Genomic DNA, 16,978 nt, shown 5'->3' on the forward strand with positions numbered 1-16,978 from the left:
ACTTTGAGGGGGAAATAATATGGGTAAGAAAAAATATATTGAAGAAGCAAACAAGATGTTATCGAAAGCGTATATTCCGTATTCTAAATTTCCTGTTGGCGCAGCGTTAGTTACGAAAGAAGGGAAAATCTATACTGGTTGTAATATAGAAAATGCTTCTTACGGTTTATGTAACTGTGCAGAAAGAACAGCAATATTTAAAGCAGTATCAGAAGGTGAGCGCGATTTTAGTTACTTAGTTATTACAGGAGAAACTGATGGACCGATTTCACCATGTGGTGCGTGTAGACAAGTAATTGCTGAATTCTGTGATCCGAAAATGCCTGTATTATTAACGAATGTAAAAGGTGATGAAAAAGAAGTGACTGTTGAGCAGTTACTGCCAGGTGCTTTCTCAATAGAAGATTTAAAATAAATTGAAAAGCCATTCTACAATTATTATTTGTGGAATGGCTTTTTTATTTTCAAAAATTGAATGTAATATTTTGTTCATACTCCGTTCATAAACTTTGCTTAAAATAATTGCAGCGAATATAGAAAGTTTACAACAGGAGGAATAGAATGAAGAAATTATATAATGCGGCATTTATTTACTTAATTATTGGTTTATTATCAGGTGTATTTGCAAGAGAGTATTCGAAAGCACAAGGAATTAAAGGATCCACAATGTTGCAATTAGTGCATACACATGTATTAGTGCTCGGTTTTGTATTCTTTTTAATTGCTTTAGCCTTATGTAAAGTGTTTCATGTACAAGAAACAAAGAGCTTTTGTGCATGGTTTGTTGTTTATAATGTAGGAGTAATCTTTACTATTGCTACAATGCTATGGAGAGGTCTTCTACAAGTAAATGGAACTGACTTTTACGGTTTAAGCCATATGGCTGGATTAGGTCATGTTATTATAAGTGTCGGGCTCGTTTGGTTTATGATTTTGCTCAAAAAGTCTTTTAAATAGATAGGAGTGGGAAGAGTATGATAGCACTTTTATCAAGTATTTTAGCGGTTTGTATGGCTGTTGGTGTCATGTTTCTGCGCTTTAAAGCAGCGAAAAAGCCGGTAACGAAAAAGAAAATTATATTGCCGCCAATTTTTATGAGTACTGGAGCAATGATGTACTTTTTACCAGAGTTTCGATTAACATCGTTAGAAATAGTTGAGGCAATTAGTATAGGGCTTATCTTTTCTATTTTTCTTATTAAAACAACTAAGTTCGAAATAAAAGGCGAACATATATTTATGAAACCGTCAAAAGCATTCATATTTATTTTAGTAGGCTTATTAGCTGTACGCGTGGCATTAAAGTCATATTTAAGCCAATCAATTGATTTGGCAGAGTTAAGCGGCATGTTTTTCTTACTTGCATTTGCGATGATTGTGTCGTGGAGAATTGCGATGTATCGCTCGTTTACTAAATTAAAAAAGACAATAAAAAGAGCTGGAATTTCTATATAGGAAATCCAGCTCTTTTTATGTTTTATTAGAATTCTTTAGCGCGGAACTCATTTGCTTAATTTTAAACGTATTTGAGCATCTTGTAATGCAGCAGGTGTAACGTTAAGACCATTTTGATCAACAATTTTTGTGTTTAATAAAATGGAATCTAAGCTTCCACGAAATGTTTGTGTATAGTTTTGGCGCAACATTTGTTGTTCTTGTTTTTCATCAACTGTTAATCCATTCGCTTTTTCTTTTTTTGACAATTCGTTAATACGGAATAAAATGTTTTTCATTTGTTTCACCTCTAGTTAGATGTAATTACATTAGCTACTTACTAATGTATAGTTATTGTAACCTATCTTTTAATAAGTGTCAATGTCTATAAAATGCTTTGTTTTGTATGTGTATGGATGAGAGAGGATGTAAATGAATACTAATACTTGAAATAGAAAAGATGCTAATATACAATACTATGGTAGGGTATAAAGAGTTGTTGTTTTACATTATGAAAGTAATAAGTAAAAAGGAGTATGCAATAATGAATGCAGTAATTTCAAAGAAAGAAACAATCATCTCATATACGATTGCTATTTTATTTATTTTAGCTATGGTAACAGCTGGTGTGTTATTAAATGATCCGGAAGTCATTTTGCCAGAAATAGCAGCGATGGCAATTGCTTTATGGGCGTATCGTGAGCCAGGATGGTTAAGACAACCAGAAAAAATCTTTATTGCACCGTCAATAACAGCTGTTATTGGTTTTGCAGTGAATCAAATGGATATTTCCTATATAGGAAAAGTTAGCTTAACACTTATATTAATGATGTTGTTTTTATGTGTTATTCAATCCAATTTAGCACCATCCATTGCGACAGGTTTATTACCGTTAGTAACAAATGCGACGGAATGGTCATTTGTTATCGCGGTATTTGCTTTAACATTTATTTTAATGATAGGTGTTCTTATATTTAAATTGAACAACGGTATTGAGCGAAAAGTGCAAATACAGTATAAATATATGACTGTATTTCTAATACTAAATTTCGTATGGATCAGTTTATGCTGGATAACTGGTTATGAACAATTAGCAGTTATTCCACCAATATTAGTTGTTGTGTATGAATCACTTCAAAAGCCGATGTATAATGAAAAAATGGCTTTTAAACAAATATTAGTATTAACTGCATCGGCAACTGTTGGAACTTTATTGTATTTTGCAATTGATTCATGGATTGTAGTCACGTTATTAAATATGATATTAATGGTTATTTTATTAAAAATCGTTGGAGTACGTATTCCAGCAGCGTATGCATTTCCATTATTGCCACTCGTATTTCCTGATGAAATGATAAAAATGTTACCAGTAGCTTCATTTGTTGCGGGAGTATTTTTATTTGGTGCAGTACTACTGTATAAAAAGTGGGAGATGAAGCAAAAGGACATGTAGAAGAGTTAAATATAATTTTTAAAAAAGGTAAGTTCAAATGAATTGAACTTACCTTTTTGTATGTATTACCAATATAGAGCAGTATCATAAAGTCCGATTAAAATAAGGAGAACACCGGCTATACGTTGAATGTTTTTTCCTATTTTTCGGCTCTTTTTAAGTAGTGCCCCATTTAATCCTAGATAGGAGATGATGGACATTAATACGACGATAGGCAGAGCAGTTCCTATCGAAAAGAATGTAGGAAACAAGTACCCGTAATTATAGGGTAAAGATAAAGGGAGTAACGTTCCGAAAAATAGCACAAACATAGTCGGACAGAAAGCTAAAGAAAAGAAAAAAACAAGTAAAAATGAGCTGACTTCATTTTGTTTTCGAATAAATTTAATAGGGAAAAGGGTAGAGAAGAAATTTCTTCCTCTTATAATATCTGATAATATTAGACCTATTATTATTAATAAAGGTCCGATCAGTTTGCGTAACCATGGGAAATACAAAGTTAATATTTGCTGAATCTCTTTTCCTAAAAACCATACTAATAGTCCAAGCGTCGTAAAAGCCATTATTTTTCCTAAAATGAATAAAAGTATATGTTTCCATACATGTCCTTTTTGTAAAGATTGGTTGCTATAAAGTGTAATAGCGCTAATGTTTCCTGTTAATTGGCAAGGAGCAAGTGTACCTACAATGCCTAATAAAAACGCAAATAAAAGAGGTACAGATTTCGTAGCATTCGCGACATCTATTAAAGAAGACATGAGTTGATAGCTCCATGCACTAATTGTTGAAAACACGTCATATTCACCTTTCTAATTTAATTGTAATGTTCCCTCTTTAGTAATCTGTTTCCACGTTTTACCCTCATCGGTAGAAAGGAACACATTTGCTTTCATTGTAGCAAATGCGATTTCAGCTGAATTTTGAGGGTTTTGTGAAATATACATAATTGCATCTTTAGAATCTAAAAGTGGAATTTGTATGTTTGTTTCTTCATTTGTTGCAATTGATTTCTTCGTTACGATTTGCTTATTGATAGGGGCGTAAATAACATCTTCATTACTTAATGTAACTGCGGTCGATTCAAGTGATTTGGAGAATAGTTCAAACTTATTTCCATAATCCGTAGATAAATATACACCGTCTTTAGCACTTACCACGACTACACTAGATTGATTCGGATGTACGGAAAAGGAATGAATCGTACTTGAAAGACCTTTTAACTTACTATTTTCCCAATCTTGTCCGTTGTTCGTACTGAAATAAAAACCTTGTTGTAATTTAGAATTTGGACGCTCATTGTATAAATAAATTGCTTCTGTATTATATCCGACAGCAAGGTTATGAAAATCAGATTCTCCGTAAAACGCTAGCTTTTCAAGTGTATTACCGCCATCAGAACTTTTCATTAATCCTAAAGGATTTTTTAAATCTGCTCCTGGTTCAGGATGACCGCTGGCAAAGAACCCGTTCTTCGTTGCCTGAAACCCCATATAATCATGTAATCCAGTCTTAGTTTCAAGCCATTTTCCATCTTGATAAACTTTTATCCCGCTATGAGTGGCGATAGAAACCCCAGATATATTTCCTGCATAGCCAATTCCGTGAATGTGCTCGATTTTTCCAGATGTAATTTCTTTATAGAAGTCTTGCGGACTCGTATTTGCTGTTTCTATATTTTTTGACTCAGATTGCACCGTTTCTTTCTTCACGGGTGCTGTTTCGGTGTTGCTAGAACATCCAGTAATTATGAATAAGGAAGTAATTGCTAACCCTGTTGCTACATAATGTTTCAAAGTTGTGGCTCCTTTCCTATATATGAGATTTTAAGTATATGGAATAAATGTCAAGGAATTGTGGAGTGGTATGCATAATGTAGATTAGATGGGCACTAGTAAGGGGGGATTTTCCTTTTTCTATGAGTACTATTAATTGACGAAAAATTGTAACAATAATAAAATGAATTGATTAGATCATTAGTTTTTTAATCATACATAGAACGCTAGGGGGATTATCATGAAATCAACATTTTTTGCTCAAAATAGAGAACGATTAGCAAACACATTACCAGAGGGATCTATTACGATTTTATTTGCGGGACAAGCACCGCATATGTCAGCTGATGCACATTATAAATTTGTACCGAATCGTAATTTTTACTACTTAACGGGAATCGATGAACCAAATGTTATTTTTATGCTGAAAAAGGTTGGAAATAGTGTTGAAGAAACACTTTTCATTGAAAAGGCAGATCCAGTAATGGAAAAATGGGTCGGTAAAACAGTTTCTAACGAAGAAGCAGAGAAAATTTCAGGTATAAAGAAAGTTATATATTTAGATAGCTTTGAAAAGACAATGTCAAATATACTTTTTACAGAAAATGCGAAGCATCTATATTTAGATATAGAACGTCGTGATTGGAATGGTACGGAGACAAAAACATTAGCATTTGCTAAACATGTAAGAGAAAAATACCCACACGTAACAATTGGTAATGTATATCCGAACATTTGTGAATTACGAGTATTTAAAACAGAGGAAGAAATTGAAATTATTAAAGAAGCGATTGCTATAACGAAAGACGGTATTTACAACGTACTTAAGCATGCAAAAGCAGGCATGATGGAGTATGAATTAGAAGCACAATTTGATTTTACACTGAAGTCATCTGGCATTAAGTACCATGCGTTCAATACAATTTTGGCGAGTGGGAAAAATGCTACAGTTCTTCATTATGAAGATAATGATGCACAAATTCAAAATGGTGACTTAGTATTACTAGATTTAGGTGCTCAAAAAGACTACTATAACGCTGATATTAGTTATACATTCCCGGCAAATGGAACATTCTCTAGTCGCCAAAAACAAATTTATAATATTGTATTAAAAGCATTAAAAGAAACAACAGAGATTATTAAGCCAGGATTAAAGTTCGCTGCATTAAATGAGCATACAAAAAAGGTACTGGCAGAAGAGTGTAAAGCAATTGGTTTAATTCAAGAAGATGAAGAGTTATCAAAATACTATTATCATGGTGTCAGCCATTTCCTTGGTTTAGATACACATGATGTAGGAACATATAAAGATAGAGTGTTAGAAGAAGGTATGGTTATAACAATTGAACCTGGTCTTTATATTGAAGGAGAATCAATTGGAATTCGTATTGAAGATGACATTCTTGTAACGAAAGACGGGTATGAAAACTTGTCAAAAGATATCATTAGGGAAGTTGAAGAAATTGAAGAATTTATGAGTGTAAATAATGAACATGTAAAAGGAAACCAAGCTGTAGTTAAATAATAAAAGAGTCATCACTAATTTATTTGAACTTTATCTCGAATCGTGGACAATTAAAAAATCCATGATTCGGGATAGGGTTCTTTTCTTCGAAATACTAATCTTTAATTATTAATCCTAATAAAGTAGCAAACTGAACAGCTTGATATGTCGATACTTTACATCCTCTTAAATCGCTCACTGAAACTGTAAGTGTATCAAAGGTAGAAGAACTAATATCTATCCCCTTCAGTGATGTCTGATCAAAATTAGCTTCATCAAGACTACATAATTGGAATTCAACTTTTTTAAGTTTACAGTCAAAAAAATCTGCATTATTTAATGAAGTTTCATTGAAGATGATTTTTTCTAGTTTAGAATTTCCAAATGCCGCTAAATTCAAAATTGAATTCTCAAATTTAACATTTCCTAAGCTAGATTCTGTGAAATTTACTCCGATTAATTTACTGTTTTTAAATTCGACTCTGTGAACAGAAGAATTGCTTAAATTAACATTTGATAAATCACAGTTTTCAAAACAAACATCTGTAATATCAATATTGCTAAAGTCTGTATTAGTAAACTTACAGTTTTTTATCACCGCATCATATAACCGCACTCTATCTACAGATTCATTTTCGAAAGTGGAGTCTATAATTTCACACACTTCCAATGTTGGATCTTCTTCATAAAAAATATCTTGAAAATTCTTTGAAGATAACTCTGGTGAAATTTTTGGTCTATCAATTTTCATCGTATATCAATCCTCTTCTATTTGATATATTTGTGTAATTTGAGTCCATTGTCTGTGAGGAACATTAGTTCTTATTATACAAAAATCTAAGTTCTTTTGTGAAGAGCATTTTAGCTACATTTTTCTTATTTAATAATAGCAGTGTTATTGTTTCTTAAGAAATAACGTCAAAACAAATACGAGAACGGCTAATGTAGTCGCTACAAGGAAAGCATTTTGTATTACTAAAATATTCGTCTCTTATAATGTCTCTACTTTTAGTAATTTTCCAATTAGCTTACGTAAGATCTAATTACATCTCCTTATTTTCTTGAAAATCAACTTCTATAATGATTTTGAAAAAGAAAAAGGAGGGATTGTCCATGAAGCGATTTGTATTGGCAGCCGTTACAGTCTCTGTAATATTTTTAATTGCTGCATGTTCTTTGGCTACAAATACAACAAATGATCATAAAAATATGAATGATAAAAAAACACTACAGACTGAAACAGCTACAAAACCATTGAAGGTTGAAAAAGGACCAGAAGTTACTTTAATAGCGAAAGAAGAAAAGCAAAAATTAAGTAACGGTGTTATTGTTCCAGTCTGGACATTTAATGGCTCATCTCCTGGTCCAGAAATTCGGGTGAAAAAAGGTGAAAAGGTGAAAGTGACATTAAAAAATGAATTATCTGCACCAGTATCTATTCATTGGCATGGATATCCTGTCCCAAATAACATGGATGGAATTCCAGGCGTGACACAAGATGCAGTTGAACCAGGAAAAAGTTTCACTTACGAATTTGAAGCGAACGTACCAGGAACGTACTGGTATCACTCGCATCAAGATTCTGTAAATCAATTAGATAGAGGTTTGTATGGAGCGCTCATTGTAGAAGATACAAAGGAAAAATATGATAAAGATTACACATTAATGTTGGATGAATGGGTTACAGATAAAGAAGAAATTAAAAAGCAGTTAAAAGAAATGACAAAAGGGCAAATAGGTAATAAATCTAAAGGTGATGAAAATACGAAAAAGAATGATGATAAGAACGGCATGGATCATTCTGGTATGGACATGGGCAGTGATCAAAAAGACTCTGGCAATATGGTAGGAATGGACCATGGAAATATGAAGATGGAAGGTCATGATATGAGTATGTATGATTTATTCACAATCAATGGAAAAAGCGGTGATTTAGTAGTGCCATTGAAAGTGAATAAGGGAGATAAAGTTCGTCTTCGACTTGTTAATGCTGGTTATCTATCACATGATATACATGTTCACGGTCATGATATAAAAGTAATTGCGACAGATGGTCAACCAATAAACGATCCAAAAGTTATAGAGGATAAAGTAATTTCAATCGCACCGGGTGAACGTTATGATATTGAATTTACTGCTAATAAAACTGGGAAATGGTATGTTGAAGACCATTCGAAAAATAAAGGTGCAAAAGGAATGAAAGCTGTTATTGAATATGATGGCAGTAAAGAGATGAAAGATAAAGCAGACGAAAAAGAAAAATTACCGAAAGTAGATATAATGAAATATGGTACTAAAAAATTAGGAAGTTTCACGTTAAATCAAGAGTATACTGCTACATATAATATGGACTTAAATACGCAAATGAATGAAAATGAAATGATATATACAATTAACGGAAAGGTATTTCCGGATATTGACCCAATTCAAGTAAAAAAGGGTGATTTAGTAAAAGTGAAATTGGTAAATCGTTCTAAAATGGATGATCACCCAATGCATTTACATGGTCACTTCTTCCAGGTGTTGAGTAAAGATGGAAAACCGATAGAAGGTTCTCCAATTGTAAAAGATACATTGAACTTAAAACCAGGAGAAGAATATGAAGTAGCCTTTGTAGCAGACAATCCCGGTGAGTGGATGTTCCACTGTCACGACCTACATCATGCTTCAGCAGGGATGGTAACGGAAGTGAACTATACAGATTATAAATCTGACTATGTTCCAAACCAAAACATTCCTAATAAGCCAGAATAATAGGAAGCAGTTATCCTATGGATAGCTGCTTATTCATTTTTGTTGCAAGTACTAATGTATATGTTGATTATGCCCAGGTGAAGGTGCAGGAGTATGATCTGGGAATGTCGCGAATACGGCAACGATAATTACTACACTAATTGAAAGTAATAACAAAAAACGCTGTTGGATAAAAGTAGAAAAGTTCTCCGATAACAATTGAATCACACAGGACATAGTAATCGTTATAGTAAGTAAAAGGCTAATGAACAATATACTATGAGCTTGTTGAGCGTTTAACATTTCTGTAATCATTGCTCCCATCATACTTGCCATTAATCCAGAGAACATTCCTTCTAAAGCAGTATATAGGTGAAAACGTAGACCCACTAAAAAACCGATAAAACCACTAATTAAAATAGCAAGTAAAGTAGAATATAGTAATTCCCCCTTAAAGAGAATGCCTAAATAAAAACCAATACTTAAACCGATACTCATACTAAAAGACATAATAAATACCATATACTCCATTAGGGTACCCTTACGTTTAGAAATATTGGATACAATAAGAATTGAGGTACAGCAAAGTGTTAAGGTAGTTAACGTATAAGTAAACATTATGATACCTCCTTGTCCTATCGTTCATTTCATCATATGTGTACTTATGATAATTTATATCTGCATATTATCTGCACAATTTCATAGATGTAAGCAAAGGAACGCTTGATTTTTTAGGGCGTCTTTTTTAATTGTAAGCATGTGAAAGAAATTGTTATATTATGAGTTTCTATTGTGAAGCCATAAAGAATAAGCGTATAATATTATAGGTCTCCCATTTGCGAGACAAACCGCGAATGATAAATAAGATTGTTGTTTTATCATCGCTTCTAAACATATAGACAATGAAAGTAACACTGGAATACAGATAGGGAGTTATAAAATGAAATTAATTATTTTATATGGATAAGGATGGACAAGCAATAGTAAATATGCTTTTAATAGCTCTCTTAATGCTTGGTACATAAAGGGTTAAGAGGGCTATGTTTGTTTGACTATATTATGAATGAGTTCAAACAAACGTGTTGTGTATAGGTGGAACATATGTATAAAAGGGAGGGGGCATGTAACTATTTTAGAGTTAGTATAGTCATATGGACACTTTCTCCTTACAATGGATTTCAAGGAAGAAGTGTCCATATGACAAACAAGAAATTTAATGAAGAGTTTAAAAAAATGGTGGTTAAATTATATCGTTCGGGATAACCAGTAAAAGAATTAAAAAATATTCTCATATCACATCAGTTGATGAAGAGGAACTTGGAGAATATGCAGTATTGAAGATTTCTGATATTGTAAACGGTGATATTCAATTGGATAAATTGAGTAAATATAATATCCAAAATAATGCTAAAATTGATAATAACCGTATTTTAAATAATGAGGTCTTATTATCAATTCGCGGCATGGATCGTAAGATGACGATATTCCAATCATATAGAGAAGATGTATCAATGTCTCAAAACTTTGTGGGCATTCGTTGCAATAACTCTTTGATCCCAGCACTTTTAAAATTATATTTGGAATCACTAATTACACAAATTTATTTTGCTAATCATATGGCAGGGTCTACGATTCCAAACTTACCAATAAAAGATGTAAATAATCTTTCTGTGTCAGTATCATCTATTGAGGAACAAAGAGAGATTGTTACGAAGTATGAAGAGGAAGTTATAAATATTCTTAGGAAGATAGAGGAATTAGAAAGACGTCAAAAATAATTTAAACTTGAAGCATTTGAGAAAATGGGCTTACAAGGTATATTGGAAATCTTGTAAATTGGATTTTAAATGTACAGCGTACTATATTATTAAACAATAAAAGGCGGTAATGACATGATTACAGGTGAATTAAAAAACAAAATTGATGGGATTTGGACAACCCTTTGGACAGAAGGCAGTACCAATCCTTTAACAAATATTGAGCAAGTAACATATTTGTTATTTATGAAAGGCTTAGATGAAGCTGAATTAGCAAAAGAACAGAATGCTGAAATCTTAGAGTTAGAACATGATGGGATTTTTCCAAAAGATAAGCCGTACCTTCGTTGGAACGTATTTAAAAACTTAGGTGATGCAGAAGATATGTACAATAAGATGGTGCAAGAAATTTTCCCATTCATCAAAGGGCTTGGTGGACAAGATGAATCTGCATTCTCTACTTATATGAAAGATGCTATTTTCCAAATTAACAAACCATCTACTTTGCAACGCGTTGTATCAGCTATTGATGGTATCCCAATGGAGGATCGAGATACACAAGGTGATGTATATGAGTATTTATTATCGAAACTAGCAACTTCAGGTACAAATGGTCAATTCCGTACACCACGTCATATTATTAATATGATGGTGGAGTTAATGAAGCCAACTCCACAGGATATCATTATTGACCCAGCGATGGGATCGGCAGGTTTCTTAGTATCAGCAAGTGAATATTTACGTAAAAATCACAGTGATTTATTTATTGTACAGGGCTTAAAAGAACACTTCCATCACGATATGTTCCATGGCAATGATATGGATACAACAATGTTACGTATCGGTGCAATGAATATGATGCTACATGGTGTAGATGCACCAAATATCTCGTATCGTGATTCTCTTTCAGAAGACAATAAGGAAAAAGAAAAATATACATTAGTATTAGCCAATCCACCATTTAAAGGTTCATTAGATTATGAAGCTGTTTCGAATGATTTACTAGCTGTGACAAAAACGAAGAAAACCGAACTATTATTCTTAACATTATTTTTACGTATTTTAAAACCAGGTGGTCGTGCAGCAGTAATCGTGCCAGATGGCGTGTTATTTGGTAACTCAAAAGCTCACAAAGAAATTCGAAAAGAAATTATTGAGAATAACAAATTAGAAGCGATTATTTCGATGCCAAGTGGTGTTTTTAAACCCTATGCAGGAGTATCAACAGCTATTATGATTTTTACAAAAACCAATGCTGGTGGTACGGATAATGTATGGTTCTATGACATGAAAGCAGATGGCTATTCATTAGATGATAAACGAAATGAAATCGATGCGAATGATATTCCAGATATTATTGCACGTTATAATGATTTAGAAGGAGAAAAAGAACGTAAACATACAGAACAATCTTTCTTTGTATCGTTTAAAGAAATCAAAGAAAATGATTGGGATCTTTCTATTACTAAATATAAAGGGATTGAGTATGAAGAAATAGATTATGAAGCGCCAAAAGATATTTTAGATAAAATTGAAGGTATGGAAGTGGAAATTTTGAAAGATATTCAAGCGTTAGCAGGAATGTTGAAGGAGGATTAAGTGGTGAATATAAGTAATTATCAAAATAAAAAAAATCTCTTAATCTTAAATTCAAATGAATGGATATTGATGCCATTTTCTGATTTATTACAAGATAATACTAGAAACTTAGAAAAAATTCCGAGTAATAATTATTTAAATGAAGCTAAGTATCCTGTTATAGATCAAGGGAAAAAAGTAATAGCAGGATATAGCAATTTGGAAAATCCATTCAAAGAGGAATCCATAATATTTGGCGATCACACAAGGATATTAAAATATATAGATTATCCTTTTCATATAGGGGCAGATGGCGTAAAGGTATTAGTCAATAAAATGAAGGATAGTGCTATAACTAAATATATTTATTATTACTTAACTTCAATTGAAATTCCTAATACGGGATATAATCGTCACTTTAAATTTTTGAAGGAGATTGTAATTCCATTGCCTTCATTAGAACAACAAAAAAAAATAGTAAGTGTATTAGATAAAGCTTATGAAATTATTACAAAACGACAATCCCAAATCGCAGCATTAGATGAATTAACACAAAGTTTGTTTTTAGAGATGTTTGGTGATCCAATTTACAACACTAGAAATTGGAATAAAGTTTGCTTTGGTGATGTGATAAGTGTATTAACAGATTATCATGCTAATGGCAGCTATCAAGTGTTAAAAAATCATGTGGAATTATTAGATGAAGAAAACTATGCATTAATGATACGCACTACTGATTTAGAACGCCAAAAATATACAGAAGACGTTAAGTATATTACAGAAGAAGCATATAATTTTTTAACTAAAACTCAGATGTTTGGTGGGGAAATTATTATTAATAAGATAGGTAGTGCAGGTAAAGTATATATTATGCCCGATTTAAATAGACCTGTTTCACTAGGCATGAATCAATTTATGATCTTAGTTAATAGTAAAGCAAATAATCAATTTATATACTACTTATTAAATACAAAGGCAGGACAGAATTTAATTCAAAATAGAGTACAAGGTGCTGTAACCAAATCCATAACAAAAGATGCTGTCCGAAGCATTCCAATTATCTTACCTCCAATCGATTTACAAAATGAATTTGATAATAAATTAGAACAAATTAATTCACACAAAAATCTATTACAAAATTCTTTGCAAAGTATGCAAGAACTCTATCAATCGTTATTACAAAATGCTTTTAAAGGTGAGCTGTTCCAAAAATAAGTATAATAACTAAGTTATAAAGGTGGCTAGGTTAATGACGAACTTTGGATTTTTAAAAGAAAAGGATCAGTTCAAGGGCTTTGCGACAGCTTGTACAGAAGCTGAGAATGCAATGCTTGTAAGCCCTGCGACGTGTGCTATTTTGACACGTCGTGCCCTTGAGCTTGCTGTGAAATGGGTGTATCAAGTTGATAATGATGTTGCTGTGCCATATCGTGATAATTTATCGAGTTTAATTCATGATCGTAACTTTTTAGGGATTATTGATGATGAATTATTACCAATGATGAAATATGTAGTGAAGCTAGGGAACACAGCAGTTCATACGAATGCTAATATTACACATGATGAAGCGGTATTGGCACTTCATCATCTTCATCAATTCGTTTCATGGATTGACTATTGCTATGCTTATGAATATACAGCACCAACTTTCAATGAAGCGATTCTACATGCAAGTGTGGAAAAGCGTGAGCGTCCAGAAGAACTACAAGATTTATATGAGCGTTTAAGTGCGAATGATAAAGATTTAGAAGAATTGCGTAAAGAGAATGCAGCGTTACGCAATCAGTTTACGGCTAAACGCGTTGAGCATACAAAAGAAACAAACTTTGTTGTGGATGAAATCAGTGAGTTTGATACACGTAAAATGTATATCGATTTAGATTTAAAATTAGCAGATTGGCAGTTTAATCAAGATATCGAAGAAGAGTATCCAGTAAAGGGAATGCCAAATAATACAGGTGAAGGTTTTGTTGATTATGTATTACGTGGTGAAAACGGTAAAATCATTGCGCTTGTAGAGGCGAAACGAACTTCGAAAGATCCAAAAGAAGGGCGTCAACAATCAAAGCTTTATGCAGATTGTATTGAAAAAGAACAGGGATTACGCCCAATTATTTTCTATACAAATGGATATGAAACATATATTTGGCATGATGACTATGGTGCTCGTAAAACATCTGGTTTTTACAATAAAGAAGAAGTACAGTTACTCATTGATCGTCGTATTCTTCGTAGGCCATTGAAAGATGTAGAAATCAATGATGATATTACAAACCGTTATTATCAAAAAGAGGCTATCCTTTCTGTTTGTGATGCGTTTGAACGTAATCAAAGAAAAGCACTACTTGTAATGGCAACAGGTAGTGGGAAAACACGTACGGTTATTTCGCTTGTTGACATTTTAACAAAGCATAATTGGGTGAAAAATATTTTGTTTTTAGCAGATCGAACAGCTTTATTAAAACAAGCAATGCGAAACTTTAACGCCTTAATGCCACATTTATCGCTATGTAATTTACTTGAAAATAAGGCGAATCCAGAAGAAAGTCGAATGATTTTTTCAACATATGCTACGATGATGAATGCCATTGATGAGACAAAAACAAAAGATGGTAATCGTTTATTTACAGTAGGCCATTTTGATTTAATTATTATTGATGAATCTCACCGAAGTATTTATCAAAAGTATCGCAGTATTTTTGATTATTTTGATGGGATGTTAGTTGGTTTAACAGCGACACCAAAAGATGAAGTCGATAAAAATACATATTCGATATTTAATTTAGAAAATGGAGTTCCAACGTATGCTTATGAATTATCGCAGGCTGTTGAGGATGGTTATTTAGTAGATTATAAAACATTGGAAACGAAAACAAAATTTCTAGAAGATGGCATCGTTTATGATGACCTATCGGAAGAGGAAAAAGCCGAATTTGAAGATGTTTTTGAAGACGATCCCTATGTGCGAGATATCGATAGTGGAGCATTAAATAATTGGTTATTTAATGCAAATACAATTGATATGGTTTTAGAGAGCTTAATGACGAATGGTATTCATATCGAAGGTGGGGATAAAATTGGAAAGACCATTATCTTTGCTAAAAATCATCGTCATGCGCTAGAAATTAAAGAACGATTTGATTTGAAGTTTCCTGAATACGGTGGTAACTTCGCAGAGGTTATTGATTATAGTGTAAATTACTATCAATCGTTAATTGATGATTTTTCAACGACTTCAAAAATGCCACAGGTTGCAATTTCTGTAGATATGTTAGATACGGGAATTGATGTACCTGAAGTGGTAAATTTAGTATTCTTTAAAAAAGTTCGTTCGAAAACAAAGTTCTGGCAAATGATTGGACGAGGTACGCGATTATGTTCGAATTTATTTGGTTTAGGGCAAGATAAAGAGGATTTTTTAATATTTGATTGGTGTGGTAATTTTGAGTATTTTCGTGCAAATCAGCATGGCACAGAAGCTAAAATAACAAAAACGTTAACAGAAAAGTTATTTAACTCAAAAGTTGATATAGTACGTGAATTGCAAGATATTGAATATCAAGTTAGTCCTTATAAGGAATTTAGGCAAGAAACTGTAGAAGAATTAGTAACAGATGTGAAAGTATTAAATGATGAAAATTTCCGAGTACGTCAACATATTCAGTATGTTCATAAGTATAAGGAAAAAAATAATTGGAATTCATTATCTGTTATTCAAACGAATGAAATAAAAGAGCATGTATCTCCTTTAGTTAGTCCTTATGATAGTGATGAGCTAGCTAAACGCTTCGACTTATTAATTTATACAATTGAATTAGCTAAATTAAATTCAAACAATGCAACTAAATCAATTGCTCGAGTAATGAGTACAGCTGAAGCGTTGTCAAAATTGGGCTCTATTCCACAAGTAGTTAGACAAAAAGAAATTATTCAAAAAGTAAAAGACGGAGCATTTTGGAAAGAAGCTTCCCTGCAAGATTTAGAAGAAGTCCGCGAAGCGTTACGTGACTTGATTAAATTTATTGAGCGTGAGCAACAAAAAATTTATTATACGGATTTCAAAGATGAAATAATCGAACAGACTGAACATGTATCCATATTAGATGTGAACGATTTACAAAGCTATCGTCAGAAAGTAGAGCATTATTTAAAAGAGCATCAGGATCAACTTGCTATTTATAAACTGCGCCATAATAAAGAGTTAACGAAGCAAGATGTTGAAACATTGGAAGATATTCTATGGCATGAATTAGGTTCAAAAGAACAATACGAAAAAGACTTTGGTGATACACCAATCACAAAACTTGTTCGTAATATTGTTGGGCTAGATCGACGAGCTGCAATAGGGGAATTTTCGGAATTTTTATCTAAAGAACGTCTAAATATTCAACAAGCAAAATTCGTTGAATTAATTGTAGATTATGTTGTGAAGAATGGAACGCTTGATAAACAAGTATTGCAGCAAGACCCGTTTAGAACACTAGGAAGTATCACTTCTTTGTTTAAACATAATATGGGGGATGTTAAGAAAATTATTGGTATTATTGATCGGATCAACAATAATTCGGAGTTTATCTCTTAAATCTTGGTTAGAAATTATTCTAAACTAACGAAAAATAAAATGCATGGTAATAGGAGTAAATCTGAAAACGGAGCATTTTTTAATAGAGTTTTGTTGATGTGCAAAAGGTAATAAATTTTGATGAAGGATCTGCAACTAATATTTTGCAAATAGGGTATGGCAGGTG

At 32.5% G+C, this 16,978-nt stretch carries 15 protein-coding genes; 10 read left to right on the forward strand and 5 right to left on the reverse strand.

Going from position 1 to position 16,978, the window contains the following annotated elements:
- Nucleotides 1–19 precede the first annotated feature (19 nt).
- The 3 genes from ES895_RS06925 (at nucleotide 20) to ES895_RS06935 (ending at nucleotide 1,454) form a co-directional block, all read left to right on the forward strand.
- Nucleotides 20–415, forward strand: coding sequence for a cytidine deaminase (locus ES895_RS06925; RefSeq protein ID WP_000516778.1), 396 nt, complete (start codon nucleotides 20–22; stop codon nucleotides 413–415).
- A 146-nt stretch (nucleotides 416–561) separates the two neighbouring features.
- A complete protein-coding gene (locus tag ES895_RS06930; protein ID WP_000737863.1) occupies nucleotides 562–957 on the forward strand; it encodes a DUF2871 domain-containing protein in 396 nt (131 codons plus the stop codon).
- 17 nt (nucleotides 958–974) lie between these two features.
- A complete protein-coding gene (locus ES895_RS06935; protein ID WP_000561045.1) occupies nucleotides 975–1,454 on the forward strand; it encodes a CcdC family protein in 480 nt (159 codons plus the stop codon).
- Between the two features lie 47 nt (nucleotides 1,455–1,501).
- Here the strand turns inward: ES895_RS06935 and ES895_RS06940 are convergent, their stop codons facing one another.
- Entirely contained in the window at nucleotides 1,502–1,732 is a 231-nt protein-coding gene (locus ES895_RS06940; protein WP_000789773.1) for a DUF896 domain-containing protein, read from the reverse strand.
- A gap of 245 nt (nucleotides 1,733–1,977) precedes the next feature.
- On the opposite strand from ES895_RS06940, the gene ES895_RS06945 reads away from it, so the two are divergent.
- Nucleotides 1,978–2,886 (forward strand): HPP family protein, encoded by a 909-nt coding sequence (locus ES895_RS06945; protein WP_000994720.1) that lies wholly within the window; start codon nucleotides 1,978–1,980, stop codon nucleotides 2,884–2,886.
- Nucleotides 2,887–2,951: 65 nt separating this feature from the next.
- Here ES895_RS06945 and ES895_RS06950 read toward each other — a convergent pair whose 3' ends face one another.
- A complete protein-coding gene (locus ES895_RS06950; RefSeq protein ID WP_000493092.1) occupies nucleotides 2,952–3,680 on the reverse strand; it encodes an urease accessory protein UreH domain-containing protein in 729 nt (242 codons plus the stop codon).
- Between the two features lie 15 nt (nucleotides 3,681–3,695).
- Nucleotides 3,696–4,679 carry a F510_1955 family glycosylhydrolase gene (locus ES895_RS06955; protein WP_000683835.1) on the reverse strand — a complete coding sequence of 328 codons (984 nt, stop codon included), beginning with the start codon at nucleotides 4,677–4,679 and terminating at the stop codon, nucleotides 3,696–3,698.
- A 220-nt stretch (nucleotides 4,680–4,899) separates the two neighbouring features.
- Between ES895_RS06955 and ES895_RS06960 the strand changes: the two genes are divergently transcribed.
- Nucleotides 4,900–6,183: an aminopeptidase P family protein gene (locus ES895_RS06960; RefSeq protein ID WP_000842966.1), complete on the forward strand. Its 1,284-nt coding sequence runs from the start codon at nucleotides 4,900–4,902 to the stop codon at nucleotides 6,181–6,183.
- Between the two features lie 94 nt (nucleotides 6,184–6,277).
- On the opposite strand, the gene ES895_RS06965 is transcribed toward ES895_RS06960, so the two are convergent.
- Nucleotides 6,278–6,913 carry a pentapeptide repeat-containing protein gene (locus ES895_RS06965; protein WP_000687271.1) on the reverse strand — a complete coding sequence of 212 codons (636 nt, stop codon included), beginning with the start codon at nucleotides 6,911–6,913 and terminating at the stop codon, nucleotides 6,278–6,280.
- Between the two features lie 362 nt (nucleotides 6,914–7,275).
- Between ES895_RS06965 and ES895_RS06970 the strand changes: the two genes are divergently transcribed.
- Nucleotides 7,276–8,916 carry a multicopper oxidase family protein gene (locus tag ES895_RS06970; protein ID WP_135238224.1) on the forward strand — a complete coding sequence of 547 codons (1,641 nt, stop codon included), beginning with the start codon at nucleotides 7,276–7,278 and terminating at the stop codon, nucleotides 8,914–8,916.
- 51 nt (nucleotides 8,917–8,967) lie between these two features.
- On the opposite strand, the gene ES895_RS06975 is transcribed toward ES895_RS06970, so the two are convergent.
- Nucleotides 8,968–9,513 carry a hypothetical protein gene (locus ES895_RS06975; RefSeq protein ID WP_135238225.1) on the reverse strand — a complete coding sequence of 182 codons (546 nt, stop codon included), beginning with the start codon at nucleotides 9,511–9,513 and terminating at the stop codon, nucleotides 8,968–8,970.
- Nucleotides 9,514–10,187: 674 nt separating this feature from the next.
- Between ES895_RS06975 and ES895_RS06985 the strand changes: the two genes are divergently transcribed.
- From ES895_RS06985 to ES895_RS07000, 4 genes are all read left to right on the forward strand, one after another.
- A complete protein-coding gene (locus ES895_RS06985) occupies nucleotides 10,188–10,673 on the forward strand; it encodes a restriction endonuclease subunit S (RefSeq protein WP_277680607.1) in 486 nt (161 codons plus the stop codon).
- 114 nt (nucleotides 10,674–10,787) lie between these two features.
- The gene (locus ES895_RS06990) at nucleotides 10,788–12,251 is read left to right on the forward strand and encodes a type I restriction-modification system subunit M (RefSeq protein ID WP_135238227.1); all 1,464 of its coding nucleotides are present in this window, start codon (nucleotides 10,788–10,790) and stop codon (nucleotides 12,249–12,251) included.
- Between the two features lie 3 nt (nucleotides 12,252–12,254).
- A complete protein-coding gene (locus ES895_RS06995) occupies nucleotides 12,255–13,445 on the forward strand; it encodes a restriction endonuclease subunit S (protein WP_135238228.1) in 1,191 nt (396 codons plus the stop codon).
- 34 nt (nucleotides 13,446–13,479) lie between these two features.
- Nucleotides 13,480–16,812 carry a DEAD/DEAH box helicase family protein gene (locus tag ES895_RS07000; RefSeq protein WP_135238229.1) on the forward strand — a complete coding sequence of 1,111 codons (3,333 nt, stop codon included), beginning with the start codon at nucleotides 13,480–13,482 and terminating at the stop codon, nucleotides 16,810–16,812.
- Nucleotides 16,813–16,978: the final 166 nt, after the last annotated feature.

The organism is Bacillus sp. 007/AIA-02/001 (assembly GCF_004634455.1).
GTDB classification, from domain to species: Bacteria; Bacillota; Bacilli; order Bacillales; family Bacillaceae_G; genus Bacillus_A; species Bacillus_A cereus.